This window comes from Rubritalea sp., from assembly GCF_051252225.1.
Classification (GTDB): domain Bacteria; phylum Verrucomicrobiota; class Verrucomicrobiia; order Verrucomicrobiales; family Akkermansiaceae; genus Rubritalea.
This window is the reverse complement of record NZ_JBPOGE010000001.1, coordinates 451,178-465,136: the sequence shown is the minus strand read 5'-3', so window position 1 is coordinate 465,136 and position 13,959 is coordinate 451,178. Positions and strand designations below refer to the sequence as shown.

Genomic DNA, 13,959 nt, shown 5'->3' with positions numbered 1-13,959 from the left:
ACAACCATGTCTAACTGGCAATCATATAACTCCAACCTCACGCGCTACTCCGACCTCGGCTTCACACTCGATCTATCCCTTATGGATATGACAGCAGGCTTCTCGAATGAAATGCAGCCTAAGATTGATCGAGCCCTCAGCGATATGGTCGCACTCGAAGCTGGCGCAGTTGTAAACCCAGATGAGGGACGCATGGTTGGTCACTACTGGCTTCGTGATGCTGATCTAGCGCCTAATGACACTATTAAAGCGCAGATCACCGAGCCACTTGCGGCGCTTAAAGAATTTGCTGAAAAAGTACTCACTGGCGAAATAGCCCCACCAAACGGTGGCCGTTTTGAGAACTTACTCATTGTTGGCATTGGCGGCTCAGCCCTCGGGCCTCAATTCATCTATGATGCACTTGGAGAAGACTCCAAACTTGATACGTATTTCTTCGACAACACTGACCCAGCTGGCCTAGACCGCACACTCCGAGCTATCGGCGGCGGATTAAATAAGACTCTCGTTCTTGTCGTATCTAAATCTGGAGGCACTCCAGAGACTCGTAATGGCATGTTAGAAGCTCAGGAATTCTTCGAATCTGAGAAACTTGACTTCTCCAAGCACGCCGTCGCCATCACTGGTGAAGGATCAAAGCTATACAACTACGCCACAGAGAACAACTGGCTCACCACATTTCCAATGGAAGATTGGGTAGGTGGTCGCACCTCCATTATGTCCACTGTGGGACTTGTCCCAGCAGCCCTTCAAGGAATCGACATCGATGCATTCCTTGCTGGAGCCGCAGCCATGGACAAGAAAACTCGCTCTCCTAGCCAGTCCGACAACGCCGCCCTCAAGCTAGCCCTCGGCTGGTATACTGCAGGAAACGGTAAAGGAGAGAAAGACATGGTCATCCTACCATACAAGGACTCCCTTAGCCTCTTCTCCAAGTACCTCCAGCAACTCGTCATGGAATCTCTCGGCAAGGAACACGACCTCGACGGCAATGTCGTCAACCAAGGTATCGCAGTCTATGGCAACAAAGGTTCCACCGATCAACACGCCTACGTTCAGCAGCTCCGCGACGGCGTGAAAAACTTCTTTGCTACATTTGTTGAAGTCCGCAAGGGTCGCGACGGTGTAAGTATCGAAGTCGATCCATCCATCACCTCAGCTGACTATCTCCAAGGCTTCCTTCGAGGCACTCGCAAAGCGCTTCACGAGTCAGGTCGCAACTCCATCACCATCTCCATTGATGAAGTAACCCCCTTCACTGTAGGCATGATTATAGCCCTCTATGAACGTGCGGTTTCATTCTACGCATCACTAGTCAATATCAACGCCTACCATCAACCCGGTGTTGAAGCTGGCAAAGCGGCTGCAACCACATTCCTAGAGCTACTCAATCAAGTTCGCGGAGCACTCACTGGCTGGGACAAAACCGCCGGTGACATCGCAGAAGCCACGGATAACAGCACTGAAGACGTCTATCATGCCCTAGTCCACCTCGCTGCAAATGGCGAAGCGACTCAGAGCGAAGGAGCTACTCCTGCGGAAGACCACTTCAAAATCTAATACTAGATCTCACCCTTTCAGAAGCCGTGACTCATTCCGAGTTGCGGCTTTTTTAAATTACCTTATCGACACAAAAAAGCACACCTCAATGGCGTGCTTTTAACATTCATCAACGACTCACTATGCTGAAAATCCAGAAAGCATAAACTTCACAAACTCTTCGTAGTCTTTAGCCTTATTGTCAGGAGCTGCTTGCCCTGTCGTTTTACGCGCTAGCGAAGCAAATGTCTCATATTGTAACGCGGCACCGATAGAAAACAATAAGCGCTGGAGTATTTCTTGTGGCGTAAGGTGACTCACCTTCATCGCGACTACTGTTACGTACTTCTGAAAAACTTCAGTATATAGTGCTAGAACAGAATTTGGCACATCATAATCGCGCTCAATCATATAACGAGCTGCTAGACGTGCGAGAATATCCTGATTACTTCCATGCTCTTCAGGGAACATAATAGGACGCACGTAACTCTCCAAAACACTTTGAAGCGTAACATTTTCAACACCACCTGCATCCGTGATCGCGGACTCCAATAAGTCCATCCGATGCTGATTCGCAGGATTGAGCACTTTCTTAACAACTTCTTGAATCAATCCGTCTTTACTTCCAAAATGATAACTTACTGATGCTAGGTTCACCCCTGCTTCATTAGTCACATCGCGTACGGATACATCCTCGAAACCTCTCTCACTGAAAAGCTTCCAAGCTGCTGCTAGAATTTGATCTCTTGTACTCATAAATATTGATAGAACACTAGCGATATACATTGCGTTTGCAACACCTAAACAAACGCTTAACAAAAACCATGGAAAGCGTTAGAGGCCACGGAACCATTGGCTCTCGCTCCAAAATTTACTCATCTACAAAAAATTAGAGATTCGTAAAAAACTAGATTACTTGCTAGGACGGTTTTCACTAGTTTCCCTAAGCCATAACTATGAAAACTTTACTCGTACTGCTCCTATCTCTGATCGCAGTTCATGCCGATTGGTCATCGTCTATTCAGCCCTACAGCTCAAAAGAAGTACCCCCATTCACTCCCTCTAAGTTAGATTATACTCTCAGCTGGAATGGGGCCATTAGCTCAGGTAAACTCACCCTTGAATTTGGCAAACAGGATAAACGCTATCCTGACATATTCCTGACACATTGCTATGGTCGTTCGATTGGCGCAGCCTATGCGCTCTATCCTTACACCATTAGTTTCACCTCTTTTGCTAAGCTCGAAACGCATAGGCCTCTCGTTTTTGTCGCAGACGAAGAAGACAGAAAAGAATCAATAGAAACAAAAAATTCATACAAAAACCCAGGTATTCATCACTACTCAAAAACCGTAGAAACGAAGAATCAACAAACACACCTTAAAAAACATAGCTTCACAGCGAAAGCCGTACACGACCCCATCACCGCCATGCTAGCCATTCGTAGCCAGCCATTAAAAACTGGCGACATAGTACAGCTCTGCTGTCACCCCTTCGCAAGCCCCTACCTCATTACAGTCAAAGTACTAGGAAGGGAAAAGCATCTCGAACACCAGTGTATAAAACTTGATATTCAAATCCAAAAAATTGATACCAAAACAGGACTTCTTAAGAGCTATAAAAAACTCAAGAAAGCCACTATGTGGGTGAGCGATGACGCCTTACGAATCCCAATCGAACTTCGCTCAAAAGTCTTCATCGGTGATGTCCGTGCCACCCTAGTCAGTCAGACACTATTATAAAATATATACATTACGCACTTGCAGATTCTCCTCTCATCTATTGATCTCACAACATGTCTCCGCGCTCTGGTATCCTCTATCTAGTCTCAGGTCCTTCTGGATCTGGAAAAACCACGCTCTGCCGCAGACTGTCCGATGAGGGAGAAGCCAGCTATGCAATTTCCTGCACCACGCGCTCACCACGTCCAGGTGAAGAAAATGGTACAGACTATTTCTTTCTCAGTATTGAAGAATTCAAAGGCAAGATTACTGCAGGCGAATTCCTTGAATACGCTGAAGTTCACGGCAACTTCTACGGCACATTGACATCTGAAGTCATCAACACCCTAGAACAAGGAAACGACGTAGTACTCGACATCGACGTACAGGGGGCTGCTCAGGTTCGCGCGACAGAAAATTTAACGGTGAAAAACGCTCTCGTAGATATTTTCATCATGCCTCCGAGCAAAGAAGAGCTCCTAAAACGGCTCACTGGGCGTGGCACCGACAGCGACGAAGTAGTTACCACACGTATGAAAAACTCTCTCGAAGAAATGGAGCACTGGCCAAAATACACCTTCCGTCTACTTTCTGGAACACACGAGGAAGACTACGCCCGGTTCAAATCACTCCTTCACGGTGAGCGGCTTCGCATCATCCGCCACCACTAGAATACTCACTCCAACCATCTTGATCTTTGACAACTAAAGTTTTATAGTGTGAAAATCTATCAAGCCTAAATCATGAATCCTCAAATCAACCCGCGCCATCTACGTCTATTTCTACTAGCGCTTTGCTCCTTTTGTTTTGCCAGCTGCGCTAGCGGTCCGCCAACAGCCAATCCAAACCAAACTGGAAATTATGAAGGCGTCACAGTAAACCCCTACTCTCCTGGCACCTACGCACATTTTACAGCCAGCTCTAATTACCCAAAAACGTATTCCATCTACAAGAATCAGGCCGTTCTAGCGGCCACTTCGCCAAGTAACTCCAAAGTCATCATCGACATGCAGCTCCAACGCGGCATGCTTCTCAATGACGGCGTGGTTGCTATGGACTACCCTGTTTCAACAGGCAAGAGAGCTTTCCCTACTCCTAGTGGTGACTACAGTATTCTGGAAAAGAAACGTTCAAACAAACGCTCTAACCTTTACGGTAAAATTTATGACGCAGAGGGTAATGTCACCAATAGTAATGCCGACTCTACTACAGACAGCATCCCTGAAGGAGGTAAATTCGTCGGAGCCTCTATGCCGTACTGGATGCGTATCACTTGGACTGGAATTGGTATGCACCAAGGCAGCGTCCCGCGCTACCCAGCCTCACATGGCTGTATCCGTACTTATTATAAAGCCGTCAGCACCGTTTTCTCTAAAGTTGGAGTCGGCACCCCTGTCGTCGTTCGTTAATTCCCAAGTTATGGAAATACCTGCCACCCTGTAACTCGTAGTATACGGGTATTTACATGCGGTGAAATAGCGTTTATGAGCGCTCATTCCACTCACTAAAGAGCACCATGGCAGCACCCAAAAAACAAGATCCAGTAATTGCACAAGAACGCGCTGAAGCATGGACTGGTGATGCAGTTCTAGCCCTTTACGTTCGCGAGTGGATACTCCGTAAATTTGGAAAAATGGATGGAGAAATGTTTGTTCGCTTCACTTCCAATGATTTCCTTAGCTGCGCTGGAAACCCAACCTCCGTCGAAGCTCAGATCGGCCGAATCTATGCAACAGAAGGACTGCAAGCTGGGTTTGACTGGATAGAAAAAGAACTCTATCCCAAATTCCTAATTGCAGAAAAAGAGCACCAACGAAAGCAACTCACACAGGTTCCTAGAAGACTACGAAAGTACGGAAGGAAATAGTATTTTAATCATCTCATCTCTCTCTAACGCGCTCCATTTCGAGCGCGTTTTTTTATACTCACGGTACAGCAGATGAATCAAGTTCATCAATCATCACTTTCTAGATTCATTCACTTCTGGCTTCTAAAAAAGTGGTGATAAAAAGAATTTTGGCACAGCCAATGCTATCAGTGGATCACCTCCATTGATCTCATCCCAAATTTAATATTTATGCAAACTGCCCCTGATTACTCTATCACTGATCTCGTTCACGGCTGGAGATTCAAAGTAACTGAAACAGCAAAGAACCTCTTCACAGCTGAAGGACTACATCTCTTTGGAGAAACAGTATGTATAGAAAACTCAAACAACCCGAGCAACGCGCTCAACGCCTGCGCTCAAGCTGCCCGCGACCACAATGCGGGCACCCTCTTCTCACCTTCATCACTCAGGAGTTACAGCTCACGTCATTAGATTAGAACTTCAGAGAATCGCTCATTTTTTAAGCTCCCATTGGTGCTTCGGATAACGGCCTGCGAGATCTTTTTTCATCTGCTCAAAGCCTGATTCCCAAAAATTTGGAAGATCTTGCGTCATTTGCCACGGCCGCTGATTCGGTGCGCACACATGCACTAAGACCTTCACCCTTCCATCAGCTACACTTGGACTCTCCTTTACACCGAATAAGCGCTGCACCTGAAGCGCCATTGAAGGTGGCTTGGATAGCTCATACTTCAGCTTCACCTCTCTCCCGTTTTCTAATTTGACTCGTATAGGAGCATAATGATCAAGCGCAGCTTTTTGAGGACCGGATAACCAACTCGATAGAGCCGGCATTACTTCCCTATCTTTAATATCTTTATACCCCAGCGCTCCGTCGCAGATTTGCTCAAAAGCGATCGCACGATCTTCCTCATCAAAGCTTGGTAACTCCAACTCCGGCATCCACTCTCTGAGACTCAGCAAACGCGCAATCCATTGCTCTACCCCGGCATCCCATTTTTTTAATTTCAGCTCCCCATTAGCCACTCGCTCAGCTAACAGCTGCGCCGCCATAGACCGATCAGGCGTCCCACTATCTTTACTCGCTAAAACAAGGTCACGAAAACACGTCTCCTTCCGATTCACTACTCTGCGAATAGTCTCATCATAGTAAGCCTTTTCCCCATCTTTATAAGATTCTGGGAACAAGCGTTGCAGGTCTTCCTGTTGAACTTCTATACAACGATTTAAATAGAGTTTCACATCCTTACCACCCACCTCAGTCAGTTCAGTCACTAAAAAAGCCTCGGCCTGCTTGACCACGCTCATTTCATCTAACTGCCCCTTACGCCCTCCCACCAAACGGCAGGCAAAATTCCCTTTACCAATCCGAACTGCTAGCTGATCACTAAAGGCAGCTAGCATCGCCCGACTCACCGCTTCACGGTTCTTATCAAAGTCCACTTTAGAAACCTGCATACCTTGAGGCTCGCAGAGACGCCTAATTTGCTGGAGGGACTTGTCCACCTCCCTAGCTCCCTTAGCCAGCACTCCTATTACCTGACAACGTCGCGGATCAAACTGCATTTGTTGAGCTGATTGAAACCCACGCCACTCGCTAGCGAAATCCGATCGGTCTTCATCATAAGAAAAATTCTTTCGCCCCTCCCCTTTACGTAAAAAAAGCCCCTCGCCCTGAACACATGCTGCGATAAATACAGCCTCACCTATGCAGCCTTCCTCCTGAGCAGCAAGAAGAAGCCGAGAATAACGCGGATGCATTTGAAACATACACATATGCTCACCTAATTCCGTTAGCCCGCCCACCGCATCAATAGCACCTAGCTCACCTAATAAGCCCTCTGCATGTTCGATCAGATCTTCGCGAGGACACTCAAACCATGGGAATTCACGCACATCATCATACCCACGCTTTTTGAGCTGTAGCACCGTCTCAGTTAGATCACTGCGCTGAACCTCAGCTTGCTCAAAGCCCTCCCGCCGCGAGTGATCAGCCTCACTCCACAGCCGCACACATTTCCCTGGCCCCGTACGACCTGCACGACCTGCACGCTGCTCGGCCGAAGCTCTTGAAATCTTTTGCACCATTAGGGTGTCTATTGCCCGCAAAGGGTCATATTGAGACACCCTAGCTAATCCCGTATCAATCACACAGCTCACACCATCTATCGTGATAGATGTTTCAGCCACATTAGTGGAGACTATGATCCTACGTTGCTCACCATTGCCATATACTGCGAAATCTTGAGCCTCCGGAGAGAGCGCGCTATAAAGTGGGCAGACAGCAAAGCCTTTAGCCCAGCCTGCATTCTCAATCAACTCCACTGTCCGACGAATTTCATACACCCCCGGAAGAAAAATGAGCAAGTGTCCCTCGCGTTGTTGCGATAACACGTCTTTCGCAGCTTCAGCGCTGCGCGTCCATAGCTCAGCTTCTCTCCCCCGCCCTCTTTGCTGCACAGCTGCCGCTTGGTACGCCACCTCAACAGGGTAACTCCGGCCGCTAGCTTCAATCTGCACACAGTCACTCCCTAAGTATCCGGCTAGCCCTCCCATTTCTAGAGTTGCCGACATCACCACCACCTTAAGCTGCTTCATTTCCTCCTGTAACTTAAGACATAGTGCCAAGGATAGATCACTGGCCAGCCGCCGTTCATGAAATTCATCAAACACCACAGCACCCACACCATCCATTTGACCATTTTCAAGCCACGCCGCTAATACTCCATCCGTCACATACACGATCCGTGTATTCTTACCCATCTGACGATCAAAACGGACAACATGCCCGACTTCATCACCCACTTTTCCTCCACGCATCTGTGCCACACGTCTAGCCAACATCCTTGCCGCAATACGCCTAGGCTGAACTACGACTATCAGACCATCGACCACACCTAAAATCATTTGCGGCACAGCAGAAGATTTCCCCGAACCAGTGGGGGCTTTAAGTAGAACTCGGGAAGCACCCTGTGCAGCAATCCCATCAACTAACTCCTTCTCAACTTGGTAAACAGGTAAATCCTTCATGCTTCAATTGTCTAATACACTGGTTTCATAGAGCCTCACAAACGGTTTGACTAATAACTTGTGCACTTTTTTGAAAGATTCACCCTCCAGATCGCTTATGAGAAAACCTGAAGTCAATAGCGCGCCCTATCTATGAGTAACAAAGTCTAACTATTGCTCGACAGCAAGATAGGAAACATCTATGAGCTTCATACGCTCGATTGAAACCTTCCCCCGATCAATAAGCGTCAAACACTACTATTAGAATATACTATGGAACAACAACTAACAGATGCCCAAAGAAAACAACTTTTCTGGGCCTGCTTCCTCTCGCTTATGGCAGCGGGTGTCGGCTTCGCTTACCGAGTAATGGTACTTGGTGACTGGGGAACAGAATTCAACCTCACAGGTGGTGAAATGGGACGTATCTTCGGTGCTTCATTGTGGCCAATTGCGGTAATGATGATCCTCTTCAGCCTTGTTGTTGATTTCGTCGGCTACAAACGCTCAATGTACCTAGCCTTCTTTTTCCAAGCGGCCTCAGCAGTTCTCACATACCTTGCAAAATCTCCAACTGATCTATACTGGGCAGCTCTCTGCGCTGGTCTTGGACATGGTATTATTGAAGCGGTGATTAACCCTGTGTGTGCGACTCTCTACACGACTCAAAAATCAAAAATGCTCAACATTCTCCACGCATCATGGCCTGCTGGTCTTGTTGCTGGTGGTACTGTAATGATTCTTTGTAATGATGTATCTTGGCAGCTCAATGCCCTTTGGGTTCTTGTTCCAGTACTTGCTTACGGCATCATGTTCATCAAAGCAGTATTCCCTGTTGATGAGCGCGTAGCCGCTAAGGTTCCCTATTCAGTAATGCTTAAAGACGTTGGTTTCCTTTCCTCCTCTATTGCAGCGTTCCTCCTCTTCTACGAACTTACAAACGTATTCACAGGCACTCCTCCAAATGTATTTTTTGCACTAGGAGTTGGGGTAGCTATTGGAGCAGTCTTTGGTTTCATCACAAAATCTCCAGGTAAACCACTCTACTTTATCCTCTGTCTTCTTATGATCCCTCTCGCGACCACTGAGCTGGGTACAGATGCATGGATCAAGCAGCTTATGACTCCAGTAATGGGTGAATATGCAGCATGGGCGATCGTTCTTTCAGCGTTAATCATGACGGTTCTTCGCTTCCAAGCAGGCGTCCTAACTTCACGCTTCTCTCCGCCGACTATCCTTGTGATTAGCTCATTCTTCTCAATGATGGGCCTCATCGCTCTTTCTCAAGTCGACGGACCGATGGTGTTTGCTGCATTCGTTCTTTACGCTATTGGCCAAACATTCTTCTGGCCAACCGTTCTCGGTTTCGCTTCTGAGCAGTTCCCTGAAGGTGGAGCGCTCTCGCTCAATACTGTTTCTGCAATCGGACTTCTCTCCGTAGGTATCGTCGGTGGACCAATCATTGGTATTTTCAACGACAACCACACCACAAACAACATCAAGGAAGTTTCCACAGAAGTGTATGAAGCGTCTAAAGTTGAAAAAGAATTCTTCGGCGCTCCTTATGAAGCTACAGATTCTGCCAAGGCCATTGAGTTAGCCGCCACAATTGGTAAATCTGAAGAAATCACTGAGGCTACTACAAAAGCAGGTCGTCAGTCACTCAAGACTGTAGCTCTCGCTTTCCCATTAGTTATGATGATCTGTTTCGGACTCATCGGCTTCTGGTACAAGTCAAAAGGTGGATACCAACCACGTGTATTAGAAGCTTCTTGGGAATAATCCCATTATAGTGTAAAGACATCCAATGTATCTCGGTTTCGATTGCTCCACACAAAGTTTAACTGCTGTCATTATTGACGCGGAGACTGGAGCAATCGCATACCAAACATCCATCAATTTCGAGGCAGACCTGCCTCAGTATCAAACTCGTCATGGTTTCGTCCGAGGGACTGAACCAGACGAGTTTTTTTCTAATCCACTCATGTGGATTGAAGCTCTCGACCTACTTTTTGCGCAGATGCAAGAAGAAGGTGCCCCACTGAGTTCGGTTCGAGTCATTTCTGGTGCAGCACAACAGCACGGCACCGTTTACCTCAACCACAATTTCAAGCGAGCCCTCGAGCAGCTCTCTCCGAACATTCCGCTCACAGAGCAATTTAGTGACGTCTTCACCCGTCCAGTTTCTCCGATCTGGCTAGATGCTTCCACCCACCTAGCATGTGGAGAGATCGCCCACTCGATCGGCGGTCACCGCAAAGCTGCTTTTCGTACGGGTTCATCAGTGACTCCACGCTTTTCTGCGGCTCAAATCCGCAAGCATGCGCGACAATTCCCAGAACATTGGGACGAGACAGAAACGGTCCACTTGGTATCCTCCTTCATGGCATCGATTCTCGCAGGAAAATCGGTTGCTATCGATTACGGCGATGGAGCAGGCATGAACCTCATGCATATCAAAAAGCTCGAGTGGGATAAAAAAATGGCCGCCATAACAGCGGATAATACATTGGATCGTCTCCCAAAACTGGCCCCTACCTATGAAATTTGCGGTACTATTTCCCCGTATTTCAGCGAAAAATATGGCATCAACTCTAATGCTAAATGCACCCACTGGACTGGCGATAATCCAGCTAGCCTAGTCGGCATGGGCGTGGTTCGCCCCGGCACTTGGGTAGTCTCACTCGGGACATCCTACACACTTTTTTCAGCCATTACCTCCCCTTTTCCCGACCCTCATGGCTATGGCCACATCTTTGGGAACCCACTGGGCGACTACATGACACTCTCTTGCTTCAAAAATGGAGCTCTCTCATGCGTGACTCTAAAAAACAGGCTAAATATCAGCTGGGGGCAATTTGAAAAAGACCTCCTCACTCCACGCACACTAGACAGCCAAGTCACACTTCCCTTTTATGAGACTGAGATCACACCTCTCGCGTCAGCAGTTGACCAGTCTGACACCACCCCATCCTCACATGTGGATGGCCAGTTTCTAAACATGCGACTCCATTGCCAATGGCATGGCGAAACTCCTGAAACCATCGTCGTCACTGGCGGGATTTCTGTGAGCGACGGCATCTGCCAAACCTTAGCAAATGTTTTCCAGCGGCCGGTACAGCGACTCAAAACCTCGTCCTCGGCATCGCTAGGTGCAGCCATGGTTGCAGCCTTCGCTGACGGGATAGATATCGACTCACTCATCGAAGACTTCTGCACACCTCTAGAAGGGTCCACCATTGAGCCAGATCCTTCGATGGAGCACATCTACCAAGTCTTAGGAGAGAAGTTCACCGATAAAATCTACAAGCACCTTATGGAGTGATCATTTCCGCAAGGATTTCGCTAGAAATTTCCACCACTCATTGTAGAAAGTATTAATTTTATGAGAAAAGTAACACTATTCACTGGTCAATGGGCGGATCTACCGTCTGCGGAGCTCTTCCCGAAAGTTAAAGAAATGGGCTACGACGGCGTCGAGCTCGCATGCTGGGGAGATCACTTTGATGTCCAAAAAGCTCTCAATGAAGAAGGCTACTGTGAAGCAAAGTGGGCGCAGCTAGACGAAGCTGGCCTTAGCTGTTTCGCTATTTCTGCTCACCTCGTTGGCCAGGCAATCTGTGACAACATCGATGAACGCCATCAATCCATTCTACCTTCGCACGTCTGGGGCGACGGAGAACCTGAAGGTGTGCGCCAACGCGCAGCCCAAGAAATGATCGACACAGGAAAAGCTGCACGCAAATTCTTCAACCTCAAGCCTGGCGGCTCTCCAGAGAAAGTCGTAGTCAATGGCTTCACTGGCTCATCCATCTGGCATGCTCTCTACGCATTCCCACCGACTTCCCAAGAATTCCTCCAAAAGGGATTCGATGACTTCGGCACCCGCTTCAAGATCATCCTCGATGCATTTGCAGACGAAGACGTTTACTTCGCACTCGAAGTTCACCCTACTGAAATCGCCTTCGACATTGCCTCCGCTGAGCGAGCACTTGAAGCCCTTCATCAACACCCACGCTTCGGCTTCAATTACGACCCATCCCACCTTGCCTACCAGAGTGTCGATTACGTGAAATTCATCTACAATTTCTCCGAACGCATCTTCCATGTTCACATGAAAGACGTTTGGTTTGGTCACGGTGACGGCACCGTTGGCGTCTTCGGTGGTCACACTGAATTCCTTGACCCACGTCGCCAATGGGACTTCCGTTCAGTTGGTCGCGGCGATGTAAACTTCGAACCAATCATCGTAGCTCTCAACGACATTGGCTACGAAGGCCCGCTTTCTGTAGAATGGGAAGACGGTCGTATGGATCGCTTCCACGGAGCTAATGAGTCCTGCGCCTATGTCCGCAAACTCGACTTCCCGCGTAATACGAACCTCGCATTCGACGGAGCATTCGATAACGATGCTCAAGGCTAGTTCATTCCATTTTCACCACTCTCTTTAAATTCTAATATTATGGCTAAAGTAAGAATGGGCATGATCGGTGGAGGCCAAGGTGCCTTCATCGGAGCTGTCCACCGTATCGCTGCTGCGATCGACCAACAAATTGAACTCGTCTGTGGCGCATTCTCCTCAGACCCACAACGCTCCAAAGATTCCGGAGCAGACCTCTTCCTTCCTGCGGATCGCTGCTACGGCACCTTCGCAGAAATGATGGAAAAGGAAGCCGCGCTTCCCGCTGACGAGCGCATGCAGTTTGTTGCGATCGTCACCCCGAACCACGTCCATTTCCCAGCTGCTAAGGCTGCACTGGAAGCGGGCTTCCACGTCTTTTGCGATAAGCCAGTCACTCTCGACCTCGCTGAATCCAAAGAACTCAAAACGATTATCGAAAAATCAGGCAAACTCTTCGGCCTCACTCACACCTACACTGGCTACCCAATGGTCAAGCAGGCACGCCATATGGTAAAAAATGGTGACCTCGGTGAAATCCGCAAGGTCGCTGTCGAGTACCCACAAGGCTGGCTCGCTGACGCCATCGACACAGATGGCCAAAAGCAAGCCGCATGGCGTACTGATCCTAAAAAATCTGGCGCAGCCGGCTGCATGGGAGACATCGGAACCCACGCTGAAAACCTCGCAGAAGAAATCACTGGCCTTCACATTGAAGAGCTCGCTGCTGATCTCACAGCATTTGTTCCAGGTCGCCGCTTAGACGATGACGGAAATGTGCTCCTTCGTTTCGAAGGTGGAGCCAAAGGACTTCTCATGGCATCCCAAATCGCAGTCGGCGAAGAGAACAACCTCGCGATCCGTGTCTGGGGAACCGAAGGTGGACTCGAGTGGCACCAGACCGAGCCAAACACTCTCCTCTTCAAACCAAAAGACGCTCCCGCTCAAGTCTACCGCACCGGTAATGACTATTGCTGCGATGCTGCTAAAGCTGCGACTCGCACACCAGCTGCTCACCCTGAAGGCTACCTCGAAGCATTTGCAAACCTCTATCTCAACTTCTCCAGCCACATTCGCGCAGTTGAGACAGGTGAAGAGCCTAGCGAGTTCGCAACCGATTACCCAAAAATCGATGACGGAATCCGCGGCATGGCATTCATCGAAGCCGTCGTAGCATCCAGCGCCGCAAACGCCGCTTGGACCAAATTCGACGTCTAAGAGAACTACATAGATCATTTACCCCAAAGGCGTGGCTCATTGAGTCACGCCTTTTTCGTTAACCCTTAAAAACCAATTCATTACTAGCCACCACAATCAGCACACAGGGACAAATCACAAACAAAAATAAGACATATAGCGCAAGCCAAGGGATCTATATTAACCCCAATGAGTACTCAATAATACATTGTCATCCGTCTTATCCTTAAATTCTTTTAAGGGCA

The 13,959-nt window shown here is 48.2% G+C and carries 12 protein-coding genes; 10 read left to right on the top strand and 2 right to left on the bottom strand.

Translation table 11 applies throughout. The annotated features are described in order from the left end of the window. The first annotated feature begins 6 nt into the window (after positions 1-6). Entirely contained in the window at positions 7-1,560 is a 1,554-nt protein-coding gene (locus tag ACSHX2_RS02075; RefSeq protein WP_435690090.1) for a glucose-6-phosphate isomerase, read from the top strand. A 120-nt stretch (positions 1,561-1,680) separates the two neighbouring features. On the opposite strand, the gene ACSHX2_RS02070 is transcribed toward ACSHX2_RS02075, so the two are convergent. After that, positions 1,681-2,295, bottom strand: a complete 615-nt coding sequence (locus tag ACSHX2_RS02070) for a TetR/AcrR family transcriptional regulator (RefSeq protein ID WP_435690089.1) — start codon at positions 2,293-2,295, stop codon at positions 1,681-1,683. Positions 2,296-2,495: 200 nt separating this feature from the next. Here ACSHX2_RS02070 and ACSHX2_RS02065 point away from each other — a divergent pair, with 200 nt between their 5' ends. The 5 genes from ACSHX2_RS02065 to ACSHX2_RS02045 all read left to right on the top strand — a co-directional run bounded on the left by ACSHX2_RS02065 (position 2,496) and on the right by ACSHX2_RS02045 (position 5,580). Beyond that, positions 2,496-3,281 carry a DUF3108 domain-containing protein gene (locus ACSHX2_RS02065; RefSeq protein WP_435690087.1) on the top strand — a complete coding sequence of 262 codons (786 nt, stop codon included), beginning with the start codon at positions 2,496-2,498 and terminating at the stop codon, positions 3,279-3,281. A 53-nt stretch (positions 3,282-3,334) separates the two neighbouring features. Then, the gene (gene gmk / locus ACSHX2_RS02060) at positions 3,335-3,931 is read left to right on the top strand and encodes a guanylate kinase (RefSeq protein WP_435690085.1); all 597 of its coding nucleotides are present in this window, start codon (positions 3,335-3,337) and stop codon (positions 3,929-3,931) included. A gap of 72 nt (positions 3,932-4,003) precedes the next feature. Continuing rightward, positions 4,004-4,669, top strand: a complete 666-nt coding sequence (locus tag ACSHX2_RS02055; protein ID WP_435690083.1) for a L,D-transpeptidase — start codon at positions 4,004-4,006, stop codon at positions 4,667-4,669. A 107-nt stretch (positions 4,670-4,776) separates the two neighbouring features. Next, complete coding sequence (locus tag ACSHX2_RS02050) at positions 4,777-5,127, top strand: ribonuclease III domain-containing protein (RefSeq protein ID WP_435690081.1); 351 nt, start codon at positions 4,777-4,779, stop codon at positions 5,125-5,127. 210 nt (positions 5,128-5,337) lie between these two features. Further along, entirely contained in the window at positions 5,338-5,580 is a 243-nt protein-coding gene (locus tag ACSHX2_RS02045) for a hypothetical protein (RefSeq protein WP_435690079.1), read from the top strand. Between the two features lie 21 nt (positions 5,581-5,601). Here ACSHX2_RS02045 and hrpB read toward each other — a convergent pair whose 3' ends face one another. Beyond that, the gene (gene hrpB / locus ACSHX2_RS02040; RefSeq protein WP_435690078.1) at positions 5,602-8,139 is read right to left on the bottom strand and encodes an ATP-dependent helicase HrpB; all 2,538 of its coding nucleotides are present in this window, start codon (positions 8,137-8,139) and stop codon (positions 5,602-5,604) included. A 252-nt stretch (positions 8,140-8,391) separates the two neighbouring features. Between hrpB and ACSHX2_RS02035 the strand changes: the two genes are divergently transcribed. From ACSHX2_RS02035 to ACSHX2_RS02020, 4 genes are read left to right on the top strand one after another with little or no spacing between them, the layout of a single operon-like run. After that, positions 8,392-9,900: an MFS transporter gene (locus tag ACSHX2_RS02035; RefSeq protein WP_435690076.1), complete on the top strand. Its 1,509-nt coding sequence runs from the start codon at positions 8,392-8,394 to the stop codon at positions 9,898-9,900. 25 nt (positions 9,901-9,925) lie between these two features. Beyond that, a complete protein-coding gene (locus ACSHX2_RS02030; RefSeq protein ID WP_435690074.1) occupies positions 9,926-11,443 on the top strand; it encodes a xylulokinase in 1,518 nt (505 codons plus the stop codon). A 60-nt stretch (positions 11,444-11,503) separates the two neighbouring features. Next, positions 11,504-12,541: a sugar phosphate isomerase/epimerase family protein gene (locus tag ACSHX2_RS02025; RefSeq protein WP_435690072.1), complete on the top strand. Its 1,038-nt coding sequence runs from the start codon at positions 11,504-11,506 to the stop codon at positions 12,539-12,541. A 39-nt stretch (positions 12,542-12,580) separates the two neighbouring features. Beyond that, positions 12,581-13,735, top strand: a complete 1,155-nt coding sequence (locus ACSHX2_RS02020) for a Gfo/Idh/MocA family protein (protein ID WP_435690070.1) — start codon at positions 12,581-12,583, stop codon at positions 13,733-13,735. Positions 13,736-13,959 lie beyond the last annotated feature (224 nt).